Origin of the sequence: Catalinimonas alkaloidigena (assembly GCF_900100765.1) — a bacterium.
GTDB classification, from domain to species: domain Bacteria; phylum Bacteroidota; class Bacteroidia; order Cytophagales; family Flexibacteraceae; genus Mooreia; species Mooreia alkaloidigena.
The window spans coordinates 611,294-635,471 of record NZ_FNFO01000001.1 but is presented as its reverse complement, the minus strand read 5'-3'; the positions used below and the strand labels follow the sequence as shown (position 1 = coordinate 635,471).

21 protein-coding genes are annotated in these 24,178 nt (G+C 57.4%); 13 read left to right on the top strand and 8 right to left on the bottom strand.

From position 1 onward, the window contains the following. Positions 1-23: 23 nt before the first annotated feature. Positions 24-2,909, bottom strand: a complete 2,886-nt coding sequence (locus BLR44_RS02440; RefSeq protein WP_089678573.1) for a T9SS type B sorting domain-containing protein — start codon at positions 2,907-2,909, stop codon at positions 24-26. Positions 2,910-3,072: 163 nt separating this feature from the next. Beyond that, a complete protein-coding gene (locus tag BLR44_RS02435; protein WP_176955870.1) occupies positions 3,073-4,344 on the bottom strand; it encodes an N-acetylmuramoyl-L-alanine amidase in 1,272 nt (423 codons plus the stop codon). A 108-nt stretch (positions 4,345-4,452) separates the two neighbouring features. Here BLR44_RS02435 and BLR44_RS02430 point away from each other — a divergent pair, with 108 nt between their 5' ends. Then, on the top strand, positions 4,453-5,838 hold the full coding sequence (locus BLR44_RS02430; RefSeq protein WP_089678570.1) for an MATE family efflux transporter: 1,386 nt from the start codon (positions 4,453-4,455) through the stop codon (positions 5,836-5,838). A gap of 68 nt (positions 5,839-5,906) precedes the next feature. Here the strand turns inward: BLR44_RS02430 and BLR44_RS02425 are convergent, their stop codons facing one another. Continuing rightward, positions 5,907-6,410: a SixA phosphatase family protein gene (locus BLR44_RS02425; RefSeq protein ID WP_089678568.1), complete on the bottom strand. Its 504-nt coding sequence runs from the start codon at positions 6,408-6,410 to the stop codon at positions 5,907-5,909. 207 nt (positions 6,411-6,617) lie between these two features. Here BLR44_RS02425 and topA point away from each other — a divergent pair, with 207 nt between their 5' ends. Continuing rightward, positions 6,618-9,062 carry a type I DNA topoisomerase gene (topA, locus tag BLR44_RS02420; protein WP_089678566.1) on the top strand — a complete coding sequence of 815 codons (2,445 nt, stop codon included), beginning with the start codon at positions 6,618-6,620 and terminating at the stop codon, positions 9,060-9,062. A gap of 35 nt (positions 9,063-9,097) precedes the next feature. Here the strand turns inward: topA and BLR44_RS02415 are convergent, their stop codons facing one another. The 4 genes from BLR44_RS02415 to BLR44_RS02405 form a co-directional block, all read right to left on the bottom strand. Continuing rightward, a complete protein-coding gene (locus BLR44_RS02415) occupies positions 9,098-9,766 on the bottom strand; it encodes a hypothetical protein (RefSeq protein ID WP_089678564.1) in 669 nt (222 codons plus the stop codon). Between the two features lie 200 nt (positions 9,767-9,966). Further along, positions 9,967-10,524, bottom strand: a complete 558-nt coding sequence (locus BLR44_RS28485) for a Riean_0653 family protein (protein ID WP_143017069.1) — start codon at positions 10,522-10,524, stop codon at positions 9,967-9,969. A 140-nt stretch (positions 10,525-10,664) separates the two neighbouring features. Next, a complete protein-coding gene (locus BLR44_RS02410; RefSeq protein ID WP_089678562.1) occupies positions 10,665-12,425 on the bottom strand; it encodes an SLC13 family permease in 1,761 nt (586 codons plus the stop codon). A gap of 59 nt (positions 12,426-12,484) precedes the next feature. Beyond that, entirely contained in the window at positions 12,485-13,975 is a 1,491-nt protein-coding gene (locus BLR44_RS02405; RefSeq protein WP_176955869.1) for a DUF2779 domain-containing protein, read from the bottom strand. A 204-nt stretch (positions 13,976-14,179) separates the two neighbouring features. Between BLR44_RS02405 and BLR44_RS02400 the strand changes: the two genes are divergently transcribed. The 11 genes from BLR44_RS02400 to secG all read left to right on the top strand — a co-directional run bounded on the left by BLR44_RS02400 (position 14,180) and on the right by secG (position 23,384). After that, positions 14,180-14,860: a metal-dependent hydrolase gene (locus BLR44_RS02400; RefSeq protein WP_089678559.1), complete on the top strand. Its 681-nt coding sequence runs from the start codon at positions 14,180-14,182 to the stop codon at positions 14,858-14,860. A 10-nt stretch (positions 14,861-14,870) separates the two neighbouring features. Continuing rightward, positions 14,871-15,653 (top strand): ParA family protein, encoded by a 783-nt coding sequence (locus BLR44_RS02395; RefSeq protein ID WP_089678556.1) that lies wholly within the window; start codon positions 14,871-14,873, stop codon positions 15,651-15,653. Positions 15,654-15,664: 11 nt separating this feature from the next. After that, positions 15,665-16,579 carry a ParB/RepB/Spo0J family partition protein gene (locus BLR44_RS02390; protein ID WP_089678554.1) on the top strand — a complete coding sequence of 305 codons (915 nt, stop codon included), beginning with the start codon at positions 15,665-15,667 and terminating at the stop codon, positions 16,577-16,579. A 56-nt stretch (positions 16,580-16,635) separates the two neighbouring features. Next, a complete protein-coding gene (locus tag BLR44_RS02385; protein WP_089678552.1) occupies positions 16,636-17,274 on the top strand; it encodes a DUF5683 domain-containing protein in 639 nt (212 codons plus the stop codon). Between the two features lie 2 nt (positions 17,275-17,276). Further along, complete coding sequence (dapB, locus tag BLR44_RS02380; RefSeq protein ID WP_089678550.1) at positions 17,277-17,984, top strand: 4-hydroxy-tetrahydrodipicolinate reductase; 708 nt, start codon at positions 17,277-17,279, stop codon at positions 17,982-17,984. Positions 17,985-18,170: 186 nt separating this feature from the next. After that, complete coding sequence (gene miaB / locus BLR44_RS02375) at positions 18,171-19,604, top strand: tRNA (N6-isopentenyl adenosine(37)-C2)-methylthiotransferase MiaB (RefSeq protein WP_089678548.1); 1,434 nt, start codon at positions 18,171-18,173, stop codon at positions 19,602-19,604. Between the two features lie 18 nt (positions 19,605-19,622). Then, positions 19,623-20,165 carry a hypothetical protein gene (locus tag BLR44_RS02370; protein ID WP_089678547.1) on the top strand — a complete coding sequence of 181 codons (543 nt, stop codon included), beginning with the start codon at positions 19,623-19,625 and terminating at the stop codon, positions 20,163-20,165. Positions 20,166-20,240: 75 nt separating this feature from the next. Continuing rightward, on the top strand, positions 20,241-21,509 hold the full coding sequence (locus BLR44_RS02365) for a sigma-54 interaction domain-containing protein (RefSeq protein WP_089679101.1): 1,269 nt from the start codon (positions 20,241-20,243) through the stop codon (positions 21,507-21,509). Next, positions 21,502-22,017 (top strand): LPS assembly lipoprotein LptE, encoded by a 516-nt coding sequence (gene lptE, locus BLR44_RS02360; RefSeq protein ID WP_089678545.1) that lies wholly within the window; start codon positions 21,502-21,504, stop codon positions 22,015-22,017. Before BLR44_RS02365 ends, lptE begins: the two co-directional genes overlap by 8 nt. 142 nt (positions 22,018-22,159) lie before the next feature. Next, complete coding sequence (locus BLR44_RS02355) at positions 22,160-22,930, top strand: hypothetical protein (protein WP_089678543.1); 771 nt, start codon at positions 22,160-22,162, stop codon at positions 22,928-22,930. A gap of 43 nt (positions 22,931-22,973) precedes the next feature. Further along, entirely contained in the window at positions 22,974-23,384 is a 411-nt protein-coding gene (gene secG / locus BLR44_RS02350; RefSeq protein ID WP_089678540.1) for a preprotein translocase subunit SecG, read from the top strand. 59 nt (positions 23,385-23,443) lie between these two features. Here the strand turns inward: secG and BLR44_RS02345 are convergent, their stop codons facing one another. Next, the gene (locus BLR44_RS02345; protein ID WP_089678538.1) at positions 23,444-24,163 is read right to left on the bottom strand and encodes a hypothetical protein; all 720 of its coding nucleotides are present in this window, start codon (positions 24,161-24,163) and stop codon (positions 23,444-23,446) included. Positions 24,164-24,178: the final 15 nt, after the last annotated feature.

Below are 24,178 nucleotides of genomic sequence, written 5' to 3'. Positions count from 1 at the left end.
TTCTTTTGGGCAGGGGTCCGGCCTTATCGTATCACCTGCACCCACCCTTTCCGTTGGTTGCGCAGGTACTCCACCACGTAAAAATAGGTGCCCGCGGGGGCGCCTTCGCCGGTCCAGACAAAATCGCGCCGCTCGGAAGTAAACACCTCTTTGCCCCAACGGTTGTAGATGCGGATGCCCACAAACGCGTTGTAGCAATTGTCGGGAGGCAGGTCGGGCAGATGAAAGACCTCGTTGCGTCCGTCGCCGTTGGGACTGAACACGTTGTAGGTCTCAAAATCGCGATCGGCCGAATCGATCACGGCCAGTGTTACGATCAGGGAATCGTAGCGTGGTTCCGGGCAGGTTTGTTCCGTCAACAAAAACAGCACCTGCAGCGGCGAGGCGGGCAGTTGGCTGCAATCGGCTTGCCAACGGAACGGTGCACTAAGGTGAAACTGTCCTGCCTGTGCCTCGAACTGCATGCCCATCTCTTCGAGCGAAAAACCCAGGCCTTTGGCTTCCAGCATCAGGTAGGTAGAGTCCAGATCATCCCCGAAAAGAGTGAACGTCGTGTCCTTGCCCGCCAACACTTCCAGGTAGGGGGCGGCAGACAGCGAGGACGTAAGCCGTGCGGTAGAGTCGTCGTCGCGTACGTGTATCCAAAGGTCGGCACTGTCCTGGGCCGAGGGACCGCACGGATGATCTTCCACCCGGAACGTCAGATGGTAGGTCGTCCCCGCCATGGCACAACTGGGCTGAAACGTCAACCGACCCGAAGCAACGGAATCGCTGTAGCTCGTCGTCAACACCATGTTTTGCGCCGCCGGTTGAAACCCCTGTCCTTCCATGCTCAACGTCGGGTTGTTGCGATCGGGATCGACCCCTCGGACGGCTACCTGCCATTGCCCTCCGGGCCATACGTGCAGCGTGTCGGTGACGAGCTGCAAGCGCGGCGCGGCATTGGTGCGCGGCAGCACGACGATGTTCAGGGTATCGCCCCCGCTTTGGAGACCGACGCAATAATGGGCGGCGGCAGAAAAGGCGATCTTATACACCCCGGGCTGAACCGCCTCGCACTCAGGTTGCCAGCTCAGGGTGCCGCTCGCCTGACCGTAGGTGCCGTAAAACGTATACCGCTCGCCCCAGTAATCGTAGTACAGATAGCCCGAGTCGCTGGCGATCTGCATTCCCTCCTGTCGTATGTTCAGCCCAATGCCTTCTACAAACAAATCGAGAGGCACAGAATCGGCCGCGAGGGCGGCAAACGGGATGTCGACCGAGTCGCCCTCGTGCACAAAAACGGTATCGGGCAGCACCAGCGCGGGTGGCCCCACCGAATCGTATCCCACCTGCACCCAAAACTGGAGCGTATCGGCCTGGGGCCGGAAACAATCGTTCTCTTTGACCACGAACCGCAACGGGAAGATTCCTCCGGCTTCGCCTTGAAACAGATTGCAGTTGGCGTACCAATAGAAATCGCCGAAGACCGTGTCGGACGCGAGGCGCTGATTAAAGTAGAATTGCCCGTGCTGCTCGTTAGCAAACGTAACATCGATGTTGTCGACTCGCCCCTCCGGATCGGTTGCAAACACCGCCAGTCTGAACGGCTGATCGAAGGCCACCGGAATGGTGTCTCCGGCCCGTGCGGTTAACGCGCCCAGCTGCGGTGGGGCATTGGGCAGCGGCTCGGCCGTCAGAATGATCCGTACTGTATCGGTCTTCGGAACGCTACAGCCATCGTCCTGCACGATCACATCCACGATCATGGGTTCCTCTCCCAAATCGGGCAAACAGGCATCGAAGCACAACGAAAGCTCGGTCGAATCCAACGGATGTTGCGGCGTGTTGACCTCGCGTGATTCGCTTCTGGCTACCTGCCGCGGCACCTGAAAGTTGACCCCGACGGCCCGCACGGACAGGCGGGTGTTGGTATCAGGATCGGCGGCGATCACCTGCACACAGCGCTGCACGTCGGTGAGGTGAATGGTGTCGCCGGTCTGATAGGCTACGCCCGTTTCCGGATCGATCACCGTACCGGCCGGCGGTTGGTTCGGGAGGCAATCGAGCACCAGCATCTGAAACTCGCGGTGCACCTCCCCGATTTTCCGGCCCGCTCGAAATTCTTCGCACTTCACCGCAAAGACGTGCAACCCCAGCCGACTGGCCGTGACCCGCAACAGTCCCGTAAGCGAATCGACGCTGAGTGGCGGGGTTCCCATAATTTGCACCTCCCGGCTGAAACCGGGCTTCCAGTCCACTTCGGCATAAGGTCCGCTGATCGGCGCGCTGTGGCGGGGGGCACCGGTTTCGGTACTGCCTTTTTTCGGCACCGCCAGCGAATACACCAGCGAATCGCCGTCGGGATCGCGCCCCGAAAAATCGAAGTAAAACTCGCTGCCCAGGCATGCGTAATCGCTGACCGGCGGAAAAAGTTGCGGAGAGGTGTTGTACAGCGGTCGCTGCGCGTCGTCTACCACCGAAAATTCCAGGTAAAACGCCTGTCCGACGGCCTCGGGGGTGTAGATGTTTACGATGCCTTCGTTTCGGCAACAACGCTCCCAGGAGAAATAATATCCCATCGGATCGTTGTAAACGGCCGGATCGAGTTCAATTTCCGTCCGGTAGAGGTAATGGCGTGTCGACAGTTCGTCGTTGCGGCAGGCTTCGTTGGTATACAGAACGGGCACCCAGTTGATTTGCTGCAAATTGATCGACCGCACAAACTGATGGTCGCGCAGCCGAAAAACCCCGACTTCGTTGTACGGGTCAATGGCGCCTAAGCTCCCTTTATTCTCATCGAAATACAGATTGAGGGACAGCTCGTACCGGTCTCCCTCCAGGTGTTTCATCAGGATTTCGCCCCCCACAATGTGCGTTGCGGAGGTTACCAGCGGCAGCCACCAGAACAAAAAAAGTAGTTTTTTCATGATTCTTCGCACGACAGCCTTCGTCTGTTCGCAGGCGAGGCTTCGTCGAGTGAAGATAGGATCTCATGCGTAGATATCCTCTTCCGGGCCGCAGCTTTTATGTAAGATTAGGCAGAGGGCCGCAACATTCTGACGAGCCCTTGTGTGCCTACACGACTCATCGTCAACGCATCAGCACCAGTTTGCCGCCCTGTTCGCCAGCGTCGGTAAAGGCGCGCACAAAATAGAGGCCGTCGCGGAGGGCGGGCCCTTGTACCTGGACTTTGCGTTTGGTGCCGGGGAAGTACTGCACATGGGCCATCCGTCCTGTGGCATCGTACAACACCACCAGCCAGATATTTTCTTCTGCCTCGACGTTGACTTCGGCCACGGCCGGGTTGGGATACAACGCCAGAGGCGCCCCCGCCTGGCAGGACGTTTCGTCGACGCGCGTGCGGAGGTTCGGCAACAGAGCGTAGAGTTGATCGCCCGGACACTCGGTCGAGCAACCGTCGCGGTGGCCGGCGATGTTGTTCAGCACGACGCCATGGTGCGGGCTGCTGCCGAGCGGATCGATGCCTTCTTTTTCTGCTTTCCAGGCGAGCAAATCGACCAGCGACTGCTGTGCCGCGGCGGTGGGTGCCACGTCGGTAAACGTGCCGATCATGCAGACGCCCATCGTGCCGCTGTTTTTGCCGCAGAAATGCGCGCCCATCACATCATCGCCCTCGTACTGCCCCTGCCCGTCGCGGCCCGCGAAAATGGTACCGTCGGCCGCCACCAGAAAGTTGTACCCGATGTCGTTCCAGCCGTTCGACTGCGTATGGTAGAGGTAGATGTTGCGCACCACGTTTTCGTAATTGTCCAGTGAATTGTACGTCGCCGAGTGGTGGACGATCAGGTGGTCGACCGTATTGGACTGAGGGCCCTGTTTGGGCGGTGGTAAGCCGGCACGCCATTCCGACTGCGGAATTACGGCCGGTTGGCAATCGTCAGTAGACGCAGGCGCGGCCTGAAGTCGGTTGGCGGAGTAGATTCCGGCCGTGCCCGCCTGGTACGTGTGCAACAACACTGCTCCGTTCAGGGGGCCGGGAAATAGCGTAACGGTGGCGATCGCCTGCGGAAAAACGACCGGTAGCGAGAAGCTCGTGCGCACGAAGCGCGCCGCGTCGGGTGTGGGAGTCAGGTCGGCCTGGTGTACGTCTTCCTGCAACCGAAAGGTATCGGCACCGGCCACTACATATGCGCCCGTCAGGTACTGTCCCGGGTTCACTTCCAGGGCCAATCCGGTCGAAGGCCGCTCCAGCGTCAGGGTGATGGGCTGCCGCCCTCCTACTTCCACTTCGTACTTCTGAAAATACGTACCACGCGTTTCCACGAGCCGTGGCGGCTCCGGCAGCTGAGCAAAAAGAGGCAGGGTACTGAGCCAGAAAAGCCCCCCTAAAAAAGTGCGCATGGCAAAAGGTTTAGTTCTGAAAAGAGTATACGGGCGAAACACGCAACCGTATGTTTCCACCAAGGTAGGCCACACGGAAACAATTGCGCACCTTTGCGGTGCTTTTTTATGCAGACACTCCTTCAACATAGCAAAAAAACGTTTCTGCTCGCCTATCCGGTGGTGCTGAGCCAGTTAGGGCACATCCTGGTCGGAGTTGCCGACAGCGCCATGGTGGGTCAGTTGGGGGCTGCACCGCTGGCGGCCGTTTCGCTGGGCAACAGTTTGTTCAGCATTGTGCTGGTGATGGGCATCGGGCTTTCGTTCGGGTTGACGCCCCTCGTGGCCGCGGCCGACGGACGTAAAGATGTAGCCGAAAACGGACGCTTGCTCCGGCACGGCAACGTGCTGCTGACGGGCGCCGGGCTGGTGCTGTGCGGCCTGCTCTGGTTTGCCGTACCCGGCCTGCATTTCCTCCGCCAACCCGAAGCGGTGGTGGCGCTGACCATCCCCTACCTGCGGGTGCTGCTGTTCTCGCTGATTCCGCTCATGGCGTTTCAGGCACTGCGGCAATTTGCCGAAGGCCTCTCATTTACGCGGCAGGCCATGTACATCTCCGTCTCGGCCAACCTGGTGAACATCCTGGGCAACTGGCTGCTGATCAACGGCCACTGGGGCCTGCCCGCCCTTGGCCTCTACGGTGCGGGCCTTTCGACGTTATTCTCGCGCATCCTGATGGCGCTGGGCATGGCCGTGTACATTTTCTACAGCCGCCGGTTTGCGCCCTACCGCCAACACCAGCACTGGAGCCGGTTTTCGGGACCCGTCTTTCGGGAAATCCTGCGACTCGGCATTCCGATCAGCCTGCAAATGGTATTCGAAATCAGTGCGTTCAGCGTAGCGGCGCTGATGGTCGGCTGGCTGGGCACGTACGAACTGGCCGCGCACCAGATTGCCATCAGTCTGGCCGCTGTCACGTATATGATGGCCAGCGGCATCTCAACGGCCGCCACCATCCGGGTCGGCAACCAGTGGGGCCTGCGCAACGGTCCCGAACTGCGGGGCGTGGGGTTGAGTGCGTTTGTGATGGTGATCCTGTTCATGGCCTCCATGGCAGCAGTGTTCATCCTCGGCCGCGACGTGCTGACGTCGCTCTACACGCCGGACCGTCAGGTGGTAGACATTGCGGTGCAACTGCTCATCATCGCGGCCTTTTTCCAGTTGTCGGACGGAGTACAGGTGGTGGCGCTCGGTGCGCTGCGCGGCATGTCGGACGTGCGCGTGCCGACCCTGATCACGCTTCTGGCCTATTGGGTCATCGGTCTGCCGGTGGGCTATGTACTGGGCATGGGGCTAGACCTGGGCGTTTCGGGCATCTGGTATGGCCTGCTGACCGGCCTGACGGTGGCGGCCATTCTGCTGACGCTGCGCTTCTACCGCATCAGCCGCACGATCTTCGCCACGCCGGGCCGCCCGGCCCCCCGTCCGCAGGAATCGGCGATTCCTGCCCCGTGACGTTCCGGCAAGTTTGTTAACAACACGTAGAAACTACATCGGCGCGAGACGCCGCCCATACGGCCCCCTCACAGGTACTTCTTCGGGTACTCGAACCATTCCAGCGTGGCGCTCCGGCCCGCTACGGCTTCCCAGGTATCGACCTCGAAGGCCAGGCTCACCACGCCGCACGTCGGAACGTTGCCCAAGCTTTCGCCACTCAGGTGCTCGGCCGTGTACGTCATGGTCGGGTTGTGCCCGATGATCATCACCTCATCGTACTGATCGTCGAGGCGGGAGATGAACGTCAGCATCGTCTGCAAACTGCATTCATAGAGAAGTTTCACGTAGTGAACCGCCTCGGCAGGGTACGGCAACGCCGGTGCGACCAGCTCGGCCGTCAGCGTGGTGCGCCGCGCAGGGCTGGCGTAAATCACCTGCGGCACGACCTTTTTCCGGTGCAGCACCTGCCCCATCAGCGGGGCGTCGCGGTAGCCCCGTTCGTTGAGTTCCCGGTCAAAATCGCGCTGTCCCGGTTGAGACCAATCCGATTTGGCATGGCGCAGCAGGTATAGCTTTTTGGTAGAAGGCATAGGAATTTTCGAAAAAAATTGAATAAACTAAAAAGGACGCTTTATGGAGACGGATGCGCGGCATTTTCGCGCAAATCCCCGTGCCAACGGTGAACAATTCCCGTTCGAAATTACTTTAATAATCCCGGCGGGTACGCTAGTAAATACATCGATTTCTAAAAATTAGTCATCTTTGACCCCGCCTCTCTTACTAAACAACCGTGATCTATGTCAAAAAATCTGGTCATTGTCGAATCGCCAGCGAAAGCGAAAACCATCGAAGGGTACCTGGGTAAGGACTTTACCGTGAAGTCGAGTTTCGGCCACGTGCGCGACCTGCCCAAGGACGATATGGCGATCGATCTCAAGAACGGATACCAGCCTACCTACGAAATTTCTGCCGATAAACGCGAGGTCATTTCGCAACTGAAAAAGCTGGCGAAAGAGGCCGAAACGATCTGGCTCGCGACGGATGATGACCGCGAAGGCGAAGCCATCTCGTGGCACCTCAAAGAAGCGCTGGGCCTGAACGACGACAATACCCGCCGGATCGTCTTCCACGAAATTACCAAACAGGCCATCCAGAAGGCCATTCAGTCGCCACGCGGCATCGACATCGACCTGGTGAACGCACAGCAGGCCCGCCGGGTACTCGACCGACTTGTGGGCTTCGAGCTATCGCCAGTGCTGTGGAAAAAAGTAAAAGCCGGGCTCTCGGCCGGGCGTGTGCAGTCGGTAGCCGTGCGCATCGTGGTTGAGCGCGAGCGCGAAATCGACAAATTCCAGCCGCAGTCTTCGTTCAAAATCTCGGCACGCTTCGACCTGCCCGAGGGCAAGGTGCTGAACGCCGAATTGCCCAAGCGGTTTGCGCAGGAAGGCGACGCCATGCATTACCTGCAACAGTGCCTGGGCGCGACGTTTTCGATCCGGACGCTGGAGAAAAAGCCGGGCAAAAAATCGCCTGCACCGCCGTTTACGACCTCTACGCTGCAACAGGAAGCCAGCCGCAAGCTGGGCTTTTCGGTATCGCAGACCATGACACTGGCGCAGAAACTGTACGAATCGGGGAAAATCACCTACATGCGGACCGACTCGGTGAACCTCTCGGAAGAGGCCATCAACGCCGCCGCCCGCGAAATCCAGAGTGCCTACGGTCCCGAGTACGTACAGACGCGCCGCTACAAAACCAAGTCGGCCTCGGCACAGGAAGCGCACGAAGCCATCCGCCCTACCGACTTTTCGGTTTCGAGCACCGGCGACGACCGGGGACTGGAACGGTTGTACGAATTGATCTGGAAACGGGCCATCGCCTCGCAAATGGCCGATGCCCAACTGGAGCGGACGGTGGTCAACATCGCCATTGCCCCGCAACAGGGCGAAGCGCCGGCCGATCTGGTCGCGCAGGGCGAGGTGATTAAATTCGATGGCTTTCTGAAAGTGTACATCGAAAGCTCCGACGACGACGAGGACGAAGAGCAGTCGGGCATGCTGCCGCCGCTCACCATCGGCCAAACGCTCGACCTGCACGGGATGCGCGCCACGGAGCGTTTCTCGCGCCCCCCGGCCCGCTACACGGAAGCCAGCCTGGTGAAGAAACTGGAAGAAATGGGCATCGGGCGTCCGTCGACGTACGCCCCCACCATCTCGACCGTGCAGCGCCGCAACTACGTGGTGAAAGAATCGCGCGACGGCAAGGAACGCACCTACCGGGAGCTGGAATTGCAGAAAGAAGCGATCAAAACCAAGCAGCTGACCGAAACTTACGGTACGGAAAAGAACAAACTTTTCCCGACCGATCTGGCGATGGTGGTCAACGATTTCCTCGTGCAATACTTCCCGAGCGTCATCGATTTCTCGTTTACGGCGACCATCGAAAAGGAATTCGACGAAATTGCGAACGGCCGGTTGATCTGGAACAACATGATCGACTCGTTCTACAAGGAGTTTCATCCGAAAGTGGAGAGCACCGACGACATCGAGCGGGCCACCGTCGGCACCGTGCGGGAGCTGGGCCTCGATCCGAAAACCGGCAAACTGGTAATCGTACGGCTGGGGCGCTACGGGCCGCTGGCGCAGATCGGCTCTTCGGACGACGAGGAAGAAGAGAAACCCCAATTTGCCAGCCTGCGCAAAGACCAGCGCCTGGAGACCATCACACTGGAAGAAGCGCTGGAACTGTTCAAACTGCCCCGCGAAGTGGGTACGTTCGAAGGCAAGACCGTGACGGCGGCCATCGGTCGGTTCGGGCCATACATCCGGCACGACAACAAGTTCATCTCCATCCCGAAAGGCGAAGATCCCCTCGAAATTTCCGGGGAGCGGGCCATCGAACTGATCGAACAGAAGCGTATTGCCGACGCGGAGAAGTTCATCAAGACGTTTGAAGAAAACCCGGACGTGCAGGTGCTGAAAGGACGGTTCGGGCCGTACATCAAAGTGGGCAAACAGAACGTCAAAATTCCGAAAGACAAAGAACCTGCCTCGCTGACCCTGGAAGAGTGCCTGGCCCTGGCCGAAGCCGCGCCGAAAAAAGGCGGCAGGGGTGCTGCCAAAGCCTCGGCCGATACCAAGGAAAAGCCGAAGAAAGCGGCGACCAAGAAAGCCTCTACCAAAGCCAAGGCAAAACCCAAAGCTAAAGGCACGGCCACAGCCAAGAGCAAAACCAAGAAATAATCGATTGAAAGCCGCTTCTCTGAGCGGCTTTTTTGTTACTCGCTCAACGCCGTCCGCAGTCGGTCGGCATCGCGCGCCATCTGTTCGCTGATGTTGACGAGCGCATCGCGCAGCGCTTCCGCATTGGAATAACGGCGATGGTCGCCCCAGCCGCGGAAAAACAGGCCCGTGGCGTACGCATCCTCGCCCACCGCCTGGTAGTACCCGATCCGCCGATGTTGCCGGTCAAATACCTCTACCTCCACGTCTACCATGGTTCGGTACAGATGCGAGGGCAACCCGATCAGGTTCAAGGTACCAAAGCTCAGCAGAGAGGCCCCGAACAAGGGCACCGTTCCGCCTCGCCAGTAATGCTGGTATCCGGCCACGTGCCCCTCCACAAAGCCCCGCTCCTCGCCCGTCGCTGCCGAAACCTGGAGCAACTGGCGACGCAGCAGCACCCGGGCATCCTGCAAACGTGGATCGTTCGGCACCGCCTTGAGAGCCACGCTTCCTAGCGAAGCCAGGGTATCGGGCATTTCGGAAACCAGCACGCCCGGAAAGGTACCGTACGCGGCCTGAAGTTCCGGCTCGTCGAGTGAAATGGTGAGATGCGGCAACGCAGGCCGGGTGGTCAGAGGCGTTGGCCGGAGGTCGATCTGTTGAGAACGACATCCCCAGAGGGCGGACACCGCAAAAACGGTGAGAAAAGTAGAGAGGCGCATGGCAGTTGGCAAGCGAGGTGAAACAAATTTTATTTTGCGCAAATGCAGTGCCAACCGCGGGGAGAACGCTCGCCTCTCTGGCCCCAAACGCCCTGAGGCTTTTAAAAATCGACGGTTGCTAACACCCTGGATGCCTCAGAGATGCCCAATCGTCGTCGAGAAAAGCAACCGCGCAAAAGGAATAGAGATTATTACTCCGACTACCACAGAAGCGGCGCATCGAAGCGGCCTTCGGTCACGCGTACCGTATCGCTTTCGGCATTAACGAGGGTAAAAGCAAACGTGCCACTTACCACCTTGGCGGCTGGATCGTAGCGCGACAAGGTCACGTAACCGCTGACCGGATCAGTGGATTGAAAGTAATTCTCATTTAATCCAGTAGTACTGTAAAAGAGAACCTGATTTTGAGCTGGCTGGTTATGCAAAGGGTAAGTAAGACCAGTACCCAAGCTGTCAAATAGCCAGAAAACCATATTTCCTCCTACACCGGTAGCAAAAAAAGCTTGAATCGTTAGCGTTCCACCGTCCGAGGGCTCGGCCCAGCATCCGGTAGCATTTTGCCCTCGGGGTTGACCGACAGTATAACCCGCCTGCCCATCAACGAGGCAACCAAAACTCCAGTTACCCACTTGCGTAGGCGGTGGCAGTTTGCTCAGGGGATCGTCGTCAGAATCGTGTTTCCAGAACAATTCACAGCTACTCAATAGCATCAGACAAGTGAACAAGAAAGAGGCCGGGGCAGGAGAACGGTTCATCATCGCGAAGAAAGAAGGAGCTAACGATTGAACGAAAAAACCGAATGTTCGGTCGCAGGTATTTACCTAAAAAAATGGTCGTAACCCTGCGCCCGCTCCCTTGACGCGTGCACCGCCCAAGGGCAGGTACCACGCGTCGACCGTCAGAAGGGCCAGAAAATCGGCACCATTACAACGATCAGCACGATCAACAGCAGCGTCAGCGGTGTGCCCACCACCAGAAAATCGCGAAAACGGTAGCGACCGGGGCCGTAGACCAGAATGCACGAAGGCTCGAAGGGGGTGATCAGCGACACCGACGCGGCCAGCATAATGGCAATGCCGAACGAACGGGGGTTTACCTCCAGATCGGCCGCGATGCGCAACGCGACAGGCAAAATGACGAGCGCAGCGGCGGCGTTCGACATGGGCTGGGTCAGAAATACGGTCAGCACCACAAACCCCGCCATAATCACCGTCGGCCCCCAGGCCCGGAACAGATCCAGAATGCCGTTGGCCAGAAACTCCGACGTTCCCGAGTTCTCCATGGCCGTGCCGAAGGCGCTCATGCCCCCGATCAGGATCAGCAAGCGCCAGTCGATCAGGCGGTACGCGCGGTCGGAACTGATGGTACGAATGCCGACCACAAACACGGCCGCCGCCAGAAAGCAGATGGAAAGCGGTATCCACCCGATGGTTCCCACAAGGACAGCCACCACAAAAGCGCCCAGCGAGAGATAGCCGCGCACAGCATGCTGTGGCTGGTTGCGCACCATGCCCAGGACGGCCAGATCGCGGCTGTTGCGCAATTCTTGCACCACCTGCTCCCGCCCCTGCACCAGCAGAAGGTCCCCGATTTTCAGCCGCACATCGCCCAGTTTTTCGCGCAGAGAGGAGTTGAAACGGTGGATGGCGATCACCACCAGTCCGTACCGTCGCCGGAAGTCGACTTCCCGCAGGGTTTTGCGTGCCAGGAACGAGCGGGGCGTCACCAGCACCTCGGCCAAGCGCAGCTTATCGCGCTGTAAATCCTCGTCGGTCAGCATGTCGGCCTTGATCCGGAAGTTCTTCCGCTCACGGGCCCGCGCCAAGTCGTGCGCCTTTCCCTCCACCAACAGGCGGTCGTTTGCCTGAATGATCGTTTTCGGGTCAGGTTGCGTGTAGGTATCTTCCCGGTACACGGCCAACACGCGCAGATGCAGCTCCTCCAGATCGGTCGAGGCAAAAATGCGCTGGCCGATCAGGGCCGAGTCCGTGCCGACCACGATTTCGGCGAGGTAGTCGCGCATCTCATACGCTTCGGTGAGGGTTTCTTCTTCCCGGTGGGGCATCAGCACCCGGTTGGTCAGCACCATGTACACCAGCCCAATGACAAAAATGGCGGCCCCGACGGGCAGCAGCTCGAACATCCCGATGGGCTCCATGCCGGTTTTTTGCAGGTACCCGCTGACCGCCACGTTCGTGGAAGTGCCGATCAACGTGCAGGTTCCACCCAGGATGGAAGCAAAGGCCAGCGGCATCAGCAGCTTGCTGGGCGGCATTTTCAGACGACGCGCCCACCCCATGGCGGGGCCGACAAATAGGGCCGTTACCGTGGTGTTGTTCATAAACGCCGAAAAAGCGCCCGTAATGAGCATGATGTAGGCAATCACCCGCCGGGGCCGCTTTCCGGCCAGCCGCACCATGCGGACGCCCAGGCGATCGAGGATGCCGGTGTCTTGCATCGCACCGCTCACCACGAAGATGGCCGCCAGAATCACGATGAAGTCGCTACTGAAACCGGCGTAGGCTTCCGAAACGGAAATGATGCCCGAAGCCACCAGAATGATTAACAGGAAGAGCGTGACGAGGTCGACCGAAATCTTTTCGGTGGCGAACAACACGATGGCCAGGATCAACAGGCCGAGCACCAGGGCAATTTGCATGAAAGGGAGCGTAAAGCAATTCGCCGCGAAGTACGTGTATTTTCAGGAGTTGGAGAAGATCAGGACTTCAGAACCGGCCGAAATAATTGTTCGAGTTCTTCCCATAACCGCATAAGCGCTTCTGAGTGATCGCGCAGGTGCTGCCCAAACTGCTGCTGTCCCTCCTCCCGACTGAAGAGGTCTTCGCCGGGCCGCCACATCAGGTAAAACTGTTCCATGGTCCAGTCGTTCTCGAACGGCGACCGGGAGGGGTCGTCCAGCATCGTCTGCCGAATGGTTTCCCAGTCGCTCTTGCCCTGCATCGTGGTCTTGTAGAGCCACTTGCGGCGGAACGGTTCCGCCAGCGAAACCAGCCGCCCGGCCCGCTCGTGCAGGGCCTCGGCCTGTGCCGGATACACGCGTGCCAGGTCGCGCAGCAGGGGTTGCAGCGATTCTTTTTCCCAGACGACGATGTGTCCGGGGCGCTCGGTATAGCGCAGCAGGTGTTTCACAAAAAAGGGGCGCGGATCGGGCCGCCATGTCGCATCGTCGGGCGGAAAACCTTCGGGCTCGGCCAGTTGCTCCAGGTGGCGGGGGGCCTCGTCGGACGAACGGCGGTACTGCAACCCGAACGCAAAGGGAAGAAGCTGGTACGGTGAGGTACCGACCGGACCGGGAAGGGCCGTGCGGAAGGCATTCCAATGCAGAAAATAGAGCGGATAAGCCAGCGGCTCCAGGAAATGGTAGAGCGCTTTGTGATCGGTTTGCGGGCGGCGCGTGCGGTGGGCTTTGGCCTGCACCCGCTGCTCGGGACGGTCGAGGGCCGCCTCCGGCACGTCTTTCATCCGCACCATACCCTGCCGGTACAGGGCAAACTGACGGGCCACGGGCAGGTCGGCCATTTCGAAGACCGAATGTTTGGGTACAGTACGCCAGCAGCTGCCCTGGAAATCGCACGGATAAGGCCGGTGGCAGTGCGGGCCGATGTCTATTTCCGGCGCGGTCGCGCGATCCAGCACGCCTTTCAACAGATCGATCTTCCGGCGAATGGCGGGAGCATGAAACCCCGCCACGTCGCGTACGGAACGTTGCCGAAACAGCTGTTGCAAGTCGAGCGGTCCCTCCTCCCGCACGTACGCCTCGTTCAGGTACACGATCGAAATGTCGGCCAGGGGCAGGCCGCTGCCCGTAATGACGTAGTATTGGACCGAAGCATCCAGCTCGTAGGTTTCGGAGACGCGCACCGAACTTTTCACTTCGTAGGCGTAGTACTTGTCGTCGCGCCGCACCAGAATATCGAGCTGTACCCCCACACCTTCGTGCGCAAAGGCGGCTTCGTAGATGACCGATTCGCCGGCGGCCAGCAGCTCCCGTGTCTTTTCCACCACGCGAGCCAGCTTCCGTCCGCCCAGCGCGGCGGCATCTTTCCCGCCCGGAAACAACTGGCGTGCCAGCGTGCCGACCTCCTGCCCCCGTGCGAAGCGACTCTGCTGTTCGGCCGTGGGGCGGTCGCGCCACTGGATATGGTTCTTGTAGAGGAACAGCGACTTAGCACACTGTACCCCCCGCATAAAAGTAGATTTGCTAAGCCGAATTTCTGCCTCCATCCTGCGCTAAATGTACTGAAATTTCGCGCCCTTCTTATTTCTCGTTCCGGTAAAAAAACCTCCTGAGCCCGGCTTTTTTGCTCGGCGTTTCGTTGCCTTTTTCTAAAAGAATTGGGTTATCTTTGTCAGATCTTACACGCTTACAATCTCCAAGATCACCCGATTTTTATGGAAGTAACCTATTATGGTCATTCGTGTTTTTTGGTGAAAACCGGGAAACATCAGCTCTTGTTTGATCCGTTCATCACGCCCAACGAGCTGGCCAAAGAGGTAGACGTCAACAGCATAAAGCCCGATTATGTCCTGCTTTCTCACGGACACCAGGACCACATGGCCGATGCCGAGCAGATCCTGAAACAATCCGGGGCTACGCTGGTAGGGCAATTCGAACTAACCGCCTGGTTCGGCAACAAAGGCGTTGAAAAAACGCACCCGATGAACACCGGCGGCAAGTGGGACTTCGACTTCGGTTCCGTGCGGCTGACTCCGGCCGTTCACTCCAGCAGTTTCCCGGACGGAAGCTACGCCGGAACGGCCTCGGGTTTTGTCGTTGAGGCTGGTGGTAACACTTTTTACTACGCAGGCGATACCGATCTTTTCGGGGACATGAAGTTGATCGGAGAGCGCTTTAAGCCTCAATTTGCTTTTCTTCCGATTGGTGATAACTTTACAATGGACGCTGAAGCGGCGCTGGTTGCCGCACGCTACGTTGGCGTTACGAAAGTGATTGGGATGCACTACGACACCTTCCCCTACATTAAAATAGACAAAGCTGCCGTACAGGCCCGTGCCCGCGAGGAAGGCATTGAGCTGCTGCTGCCGGCCGTTGGTGAAACAATTACGCTATAGCACGACACAGATGGGTAAAATCATTTCGGTTGCAAACCAGAAGGGGGGCGTAGGGAAGACGACCACGGCAATCAACCTGGCGGCATCGCTGGCGGCACTGGAGTTTCGGACCTTGCTGGTCGATGCGGACCCGCAGGCCAATACCACCTCCGGATTAGGTTTTAATCCTAAAAACATCGAAAATAGCATCTACGAGTGTATGGTCGATGGCCTGGAGGCACGGGACATGATCCTGAAGTCAGACATCCAATACCTGGATCTGCTGCCTTCGCACATCGACCTGGTGGGGGCCGAGGTGGAGATGATCAACCTCCAGAACCGGGAGGAAAAAATGAAAGAAGCGCTGTCGGGGATACGTCACGAGTACGACTTCATCATCATCGACTGTTCGCCTTCGCTGGGCCTGATTACGATCAACGCCCTGACGGCCGCTTCGTCGGTGATCATCCCGGTGCAGTGCGAGTACTTTGCCTTGGAGGGATTGGGCAAGCTGCTCAACACCATCAAAATCATCCAATCGCGCCTGAACCGTGACCTGGAAATCGAGGGCATTCTGCTGACCATGTACGACATGCGGCTGCGCCTTTCCAACCAAGTGGTGGAAGAAGTCCGGATGCACTTCCAGTCGCTGGTGTTCGACACGATCATCCCCCGTAACATCCGCCTGAGTGAATCGCCCAGCTTCGGCGTACCGGCCATTGCGCACGATGCCGAAAGCAAGGGGTCCATTAGTTATATCAACCTGGCTCGAGAGATTCTGGAGAAGAATGGGATTGATATTACCAAAATATAAGCGTACTGTTGATGAATACCGATAAAAAAGCCGTGAAGAAAAGAAGTGCCTTGGGAAGAGGGTTAGGTGCCCTGCTGGAAGATTCCGTTGAAGTACAGAATAATACGCCGGAAAGTGAAATCGGAGTCGTAAACGTGATGCGGGAAATTCCGATCGAGCAGATTGAGACCAACCCCTATCAGCCACGTACGCATTTTGACCGGGAAGCCCTGGAAGAACTGGCCGAATCGATCCGGCAACAGGGGCTGATTCAGCCCGTGACGGTCCGCCAACTGAGCCGCAACCAGTTTCAGCTGATTTCCGGCGAACGCCGCCTGCAGGCCTCGCGTCAGGCGGGCCTCACTACGATGCCGGCCTACATCCGCACGGCCAACGACACGCAGATGCTGGAGATGGCGCTGATCGAGAACATTCAACGGGAAAACCTGAACGCGCTCGAAATTGCGCACAGCTACCAGCGGCTGATCTCGGAATGTGACCTGAAACAGGAGGAACTAGGCGAACGGGTCGGCAAGAAGCGCTCGACGGTCAATAACTACCTCCGGTTGCTGAAGCTTCCGGCCGAAATTCAGGCGTCGATCCGCGACAACCTGCTGAGTATGGGCCACGCCCGTGCCATCATCAACATCGACAACATCGAAACGCAACTGGCCATCTACCGCCGCATCCTCAACGAAGAGTTGTCGGTTCGTAAGGTGGAAGAGCTGGTGCGCGAACTGGCGACCGGCAGCCCGGATACCAAAGAGAAAAAAGACAAAGAGAGCGCTCCGCTGAGCCCAGTGCTGCAAGATCTGCAAAACAAGCTGACGAGCCATTTCGGCACGCGCGTGCAGATCCGCACCAACGAACGAAGCAAAGGCGAGATCAAAATTCCGTTTATGTCGGACGACGATCTGAACCGAATTTTGGAACTGCTTAGTTTATAACTGTTCCAACCCCGCGCTACGCACGAGTTGGCGCTGTTTTTGCTCTTTTGTCGTTCATGAAACAACGCTTCGACTTTCCTTCTTTAGCCCGCTATTTTGCAATAGGGGGCTTTCTCTTTTTAGCGCTTCGGCTCACGCCGGTGGTAGCGCAGAACATCCCCCCTCCTGACTCGACAGGGCTTCCCGACGAGCTGGTGCTACCCGACACCAGCGGCATCGAAACGATCACAACCAAATCGATGTTGATTCCCCGACGGGCGGCGCTGATGGCGGCAGCGTTTCCGGGCCTGGGGCAAGTCTATAACCGGAAGTACTGGAAAGTACCGCTGGTCTACATCGGGGCGGGCATTTTCGGGTATCTGATTACGGATTTCAACCAGAAGTACCAGACCTTCCGCGAGGCGAACATCCTGCGCCGCGACGGCAACCCCAACACCATCGACCGGTTTGTCAATCAGTACAGCGACGACCAGATCAACCGGGCGGCCGAGGGCTACCGACGCTACCGCGACCTGAACATCATTCTCGCAACCGGTTTCTATTTTCTGCAGATTGTGGATGCGTACGTCGACGCCCAACTGTCAGAATTCAACGTAAATGACGACCTTTCAGGCGTTTTTCGCCCTTCGCTGGAACCGGTAGGCTTCAGTGCCACCCCGGCGGCCGGGCTTTCTCTCGTGTTAGTGATCAAATAACCATGAACCTGATTTTACTGGGCTACGGCAAGATGGGCAAAGCCATCGAGCAGATTGCGCTGCGCCGTGGCCATACCATCGCCGCCCGCATCGACACCGCCGCCGAACGTGACCAGCTTCCGAAAGGAGCGGGCGACGTCGCCATTGAATTTACCCAACCCGACGCCGCCGTCGACAATATCCGCTACTGTCTGCGGAACGGCATTCCTGTTGTATCGGGCACAACCGGCTGGCTTCAGCACCGTCCCGAAATCGAGCAACTCTGCCAGGAACAGCAAGGCGCCTTTTTCTACGCCTCAAACTACAGCATTGGGGTGAACTTGTTTTTCCGGCTGAACCGTTCGCTGGCTCGTCTGATGAACGCCTACCCTGAGTACCAGGTGGAGATGGAGGAAATTCACCATACCCAGAAGAAAGACGCGCCCAGCGGTACCGGCATCACCCTGGCGGAAGGCCTGATGGCCGAACTGGACCGCAAAACCGGCTGGGTCGAAGGTCCGACGAACGATCCGGCCCTGATTCCGATCCTTTCCAAACGCATCGATCCGGTTCCCGGCACCCACACCGTTGCCTACCGCTCCGCTATCGACGACATCGAGATCAAGCACACCGCCCATAGTCGGGAAGGTTTCGCGACCGGAGCCGTGGTCGCCGCCGAATGGCTCCTGGGCAAGCAGGGCGCGTTTGGCATGGACGACTTGTTGGGATGAATTAAAATCGCCCATTGGCAGGTGGCAGATTCTTTACCTGACCGATAAGGTAAAGAATCTGTGTACCTTTTTTTAGTTGCAATTTGCGCCTCTGCTCTTTGCAAGCCACGCCATTTTCTGCCAAACTGTCATCTTTTCTATACCTTTGTAGATGCCTGAACGAGAATGCAACGTTCTGCTTTTGCTATGAAACAAGTTATTGCCGATTTAGATATTCTGGACGAGAAGAAGGCAGAGGCCGAGGCCTGTGACCTGCCCCGGGTGACGAAAGAAGAAGCGACCGGCAGCCGACGACTGTACATCGAGTCGTACGGGTGTCAGATGAACTTTTCGGACAGCGAAATTGTGGCGTCGATTCTGGGTGAACACGGGTTTGGTACCACGTCTGCCTTCGAACATGCCGACGTCGTTCTGCTCAATACGTGCTCGATTCGCGACAACGCGGAACAGAAAGTCCGCAACCGCCTGAAGCATTTCAATGCCGCCAAACGCGAACGCCCCGGCATGGTGATTGGAGTGCTGGGCTGCATGGCCGAGCGCCTGAAAGCCCAGTTGCTGGAAGAAGAGAAGATTGTCGACCTGGTGGTCGGGCCGGATGCGTACCGCGACCTGCCCCGCCTCATTGGCGAAGCTGACGAAGGCCAGCGCGGCGTCAACGTGTTTCTTTCGCGCGAAGAAACGTACGCCGACATCAGTCCGGTACGGCTGAATTCTAACGGCGTGACGGCTTTCATCTCCATCATGCGCGGCTGCGACAACATGTGCTCGTTTTGCGTGGTGCCGTTTACGCGCGGCCGGGAACGCAGCCGTGATCCGCACTCGATCGTGAAAGAAGCCGAAACCTTGTTTGCACAGGGATACCGCGAAGTGACCCTGTTGGGCCAAAACGTGGATTCGTACAAGTGGCAAACCGAGGGAGAACAAGAGAACGTCAACTTCGCGCAGTTGCTGGCGCGTGTGGCGCAGGTTCATCCCGAGTTGCGCGTCCGCTTCTCGACCTCGCACCCGAAGGACATCACCGACGAGGTGCTGTACACCATGCGGCAGTACGAAAACATCTGCAATTACATCCACCTGCCCGTCCAGAGTGGCAACAGCCGGGTGCTGAAGCTGATGAACCGGACCTACGACCGGGAGTGGTATCTGGAACGCGCCCAGGCCATCCGCCGCATTCTGGGCGAAGACTGTGGCATTTCGTCCGACATGATCGCCGGCTTCTGCACCGAAACCGAAGAGGAACACCAGGACACGCTGTCGCTGATGGAACTGGTACAGTACGATTTTTCGTACATGTTCTATTACTCGGAGCGTCCCGGCACCCTGGCCGCACGCAAATTTGCCGACGACATTCCGGTGGAGGTGAAAAAACGTCGTTTGCAGGAAATCATCGCGTTGCAGAACCAACATTCGCTGGCCCGCAACCGCCGCCACGTCGGACGCATCGAGAAAGTTCTGATCGAAGGTCCCTCGCGCCGGTCGGAAGAACAGCTCTGCGGACGCAATGATCAGAACGCCATGGTCGTTTTTGATCGGAAACACTACCAGAAAGGCCAGTACGTGCAGGTGCGCATTACCGACTGCACCACGGCGACGCTCTTCGGTGAGGTAGTTGAAGCGTAAACGCAACCACAATCCGCTATGAACAAACTCTTTCTGACCACGCTGCTGTGTCTGGCTGCCTTGCTGACGCAGGCGCAAACCGGCCAACCCTTCCCCGAAGTGTCGGGCACTACCCTGACGGGCAAATCGATGACGGTCCCCAAGGATACCCAGGGCAAGTATACGCTACTGGGGCTGGCCTATTCGAAAAAGTCGCAGGATGACCTGGAAACCTGGTTTCAGCCGGTGTACTCCACGTTTCTGGACAAAAACCGGTCGATGTGGGAAGTGAGTAGTTACAACGTGAACATCTACTTCATTCCCATGATCAGCGGCATTAAAGAAGCCGCTTCCGGTAAAATCGAAAAGCGATTGAAAAAGGAACTGGACCCCGCCCTGCAGCCTCATGTGCTGTTTTATACGGGTTCGATCAAAGAATACAAAGACGCGCTGAACCTGGGTAAAAAAGACGAGCCTTACTTCTTCGTGCTCGATGCGGATGGCAAGGTGGTGTACGCCACGCAGGGTGCCTACTCCGATAAAAAGATGGAAGAAGTAGAAAGTTATCTGGAAGAGGAATAGCCTCTCGCCCGCAGGTCATCCTCACCGATGACCTGTTTTTGATTGACGTTTGACCAAGAAACCCTTACCATTTTGATTACGCAGGATGAAGTTCAGAGTGTCAAGCTCCGCTTCGGCATTATCGGCAACTCGCCGCAACTGAACTATGCCATTCAGGTGGCTATGCAGGTGGCACCCACCGACATGACCGTCCTGATTACGGGCGAAAGCGGCAGCGGGAAAGAATCTTTCTCTAAAATTATTCATCAACTCAGCCACCGCAAACACGGCCAGTTTATCGCCATCAACTGCGGGGCTATTCCCGAGGGCACCATCGATTCCGAACTGTTCGGACACGAAAAAGGCTCGTTTACCGGCGCCACCGAAGCCCGCAAAGGCTATTTTGAAGTCACCAACGGCGGGACCATCTTCCTCGACGAAATCGGTGAGATGCCGCTGGGCACGCAGGCGCGGCTGCTGCGCGTGCTGGAAAACGGCGAATTTATCCGGGTAGGGTCGTCCAAAGTACAGAAGACCGACGTGCGCGTAGTGGCAGCCACCAACGTGAACCTGTTCGACTCGGTACAAAAGGGGCGCTTCCGCGAAGATCTCTACTACCGCCTCAACACCGTACCGATTTTTGTGCCGCCGTTGCGCGAGCGCGGCGAGGACGTCGATCTGCTGTTTCGGAAGTTTGCCGGCGACTTTGCCGAACGCTACCGGGTGCGCCCCCTGCGCCTTAACGAAGACGCCAAACGCGAGCTCCTCCGCTACCGCTTTCCGGGCAACATCCGTCAGTTGCGGAACCTGGTAGAACAGATGTCGGTGCTGCTGATGGAGCGCGAAGTAGATGCCGAAACCCTGCGGCAGTACCTGCCCGATCAGTCGTACTTGCCCGCACAGCTCCCCGCTCCCGCCAAAGAGGCCGGTGCCTCGCAGGATGCCAACTTTTCGGAGCGCGATCTGCTCTACAAAGTGCTATTCGACATGCGAAAAGACATCACTGAGCTGAAAGAAGTAGTCTATCAAGTGCTGAACGGCAACCGCAGTGCGCGCGACATGATCAAAGATCATCCGAACCTTTTCCACAACCTGACGGACAACGACGTGCAGGAAGAGGTCATTCCGAGCGAACCGACCACGTACTACCTGGACAAGTACCGCAACGAGCCTTACGAACGCGTAGAAGACATTACGCACGAGCCGGAAGAAGAGTCGCTTTCGCTGGAAGACAAAGAAAAGGAGATGATCATCAAAGCCCTGCGGAAGAACAACAACAAGCGGAAATACGCCGCCAACGACCTCGGAATTTCGGAACGAACTTTGTACCGGAAAATCAAACAATACGAGATTGAGAATGTCTAGAAAGGTGGTCTGGGGCGCGTTGGTCTGGGCGAGCTGGATGCTTGCCTCTTGCGGAGTCAGTTACTCATTTACGGGCGCAGACATCGGCAACGCCAAAACCATTTCGATTCAGACGTTTGTGGACGACGTAGGCACGGGTCCGACCAACCTGGCCATCCGGTTTTCGGAGAACCTCCGGGAGTTCTACCAGCGGAACACCAGCCTGAGTCTGGTTTCCGATCAGCCTGGCGATTTGCAATTGGACGGCGCCATCGTGGGGTACGACCTGACCCCGATTGCCCCGCAGGCCGGAGCCACCGAAAGCGCCGCCCTGAACCGACTGACGATCCGCATTGAGGCCAACTACGTCAACACCCTGGACGATACCAAAGATTTTCAGTCGACCTTTTCCGCTTACGAAGATTTTCCGCAGAGCCAGGATCTGGCTTCCGTAGAACAGGAACTGATCGAAACCATTACGGATCGGATCATCCTGGACATCTTCAACAAGTCGGTGGCCAACTGGTAACGATTTATTTCCGAGGCGGTTATCATGATAGTTTGTTATAAATTGAGTACGTTATAGTTCAGGTAGACACCGCCCCGCCGCTAACTGGCGTTTACTGACCCGGACACGTATCACGACACACTTGCTTTCACTACTTTATCTCTTGAACAAACAGAAGTTCATCGATTTACTGGAAGATCCTGAACGGATCGACGAACACGACCTTGAGTTGCTGGAAGAGCTGGCGACCAACTTTCCGTATTGTCAGGCGGCTCACGTGCTGATTGCCAAAGCCGCCCACGACAAAGGAAGCATGCTGGCGCATCAGAAGTTGAAAAAAGCGGCGGTGTATACGACCGACCGCGCGCTGCTGAAGCGCACACTCTACCACGCCCGTCCGGCCACGTTCGCCACCACACCCGACGAAGTGGTGCGGGCCCTGGCCCAGCGGGCCGGCGCCGAGCTGGGCCCCGAGGCCCTGGAAGCCGAAATTGCGCAGGCAGAATCGCCGCAACGACCTCAAGCGTCTCCAATACCTGATCTGCTGGAAGAGATTTCGGAAACACCTTCGGTAACCCCCGACACGATTCTGACCGAACTGGAAGCGCGCCCGCTGCGTGAAGAAGGCGTCGCCCGCGAAGAAGAGCCGAAACGGAAACCCTTGCGCGTGGATCAGCTCGACGTTATCGATCGTTTTATCCTCGTCAATCCGCGCCTGACACCCAATCAGGCTGACGAAAATGCGAGCAAGGACGACCTGGCATCGGAAAGTTCGCGACGTAATGAAAATCTAGTTTCTGAAAATCTCGCGATTATTCTGACCAAACAAGGTAAAATCAACAAAGCCATCGAAATTTACCACAAGCTAATGTTGAAACACCCGGAGAAAAAAGCGTACTTTGCGGCCCGAATTGATAGTTTGGAAAAGCTCTGAATCACACTCAATTATCTTAAACACTTATTAGCGTCTCGTTCTTATGTCGATTCTACTGAGTATTCTGATTGGCCTGGTTATCGTGTTGGCAGTGTTGTTGACGTTGGTCGTACTGGCCCAAAATCCCAAAGGAGGAGGTCTTTCGTCGGCGTTTGGTGGCGCGGGCTCCAGCCAACTGATGGGCGTGAAACGCACCAACGACCTGTTGGAGAAAGTCACATGGGGCTTTGCCATCGCCATTATGGTGCTGTGCATCAGTAGCGGCTTCATCGTGAACAACAGCACGCCACAAGCCGATATTCCCAGCAGCGTCAACATTGAGCGCGCCGGTGACCTGCAAGCCCCTGCCCTACCAGAAGTGGGTGACAGCACGGCATTCGGTGGCGGTGCGGAAGGCAGCGACGTAGCCCCGGCCGAATCGTCTGACGAAGGCGACACGACCAATCCATTCTAAATCCGACGCGACAACGCGTTTCCCCGATACACAAAAGAGGTCTTTGCAGACCTCTTTTTTTATGCGGCCTGTTTGGCCATGTAGCGCACAAACGAACGCTTGGCGACCGGCAGAAGCGTTTCTTGCATCGGGCACATCACCCGCGATTCGATCAGGTAGGCCGCAGGATTGGCGATGGCTTTGTAACGGCGCACCAAATCGATCTTCAGCATCTCGTACGTATACAACCGAGGCTTTTGGACCGACTCCAGGTGGCTGACCCGGATGCCCCGGTAATTCTCTTCGGCGTTTTCAAAAATGGTGATGCGGTACTCGTACACCTCGGTGTCGCGACCCGTGGGTTGCAACAGAAACAGGAAGCCGGCGGTGGTGTCGAGCGGCACCAGACCTACCGGGCTGATGTGCAGGTTTTCGGCGACATACTGATAAATGGCTTTGCCTTCTTCCAGATACCGCTCAAACTCCGGTAACGAGAACGAAATGATCTCCTGCAGCTCCTTCATGACGCCGTCGTCTTCGACCATCTCTTCGTAAATCAGCTTCAGCCGCCGGAACTCATCACGCGAAATTTCTTTCGGAAAATTCTCCCGCAAAAGTTGTTTGTTTTCCTTGACAGAGATCAGGTTCTGGTAGTGAAAGACCAGTTCCGAAAAAGTGGGATAAAGGTGCGTTTGGCTGAAACAAGCTTCTACTTGCTGAAAATACGAGAGCAGGAGATACTTCTTGTATTCGAAATCGATCAACCCTTCTGTCAGCCAGTTCGGAGTTAGTTTCTTCATAGTGTCAGGTTTCGT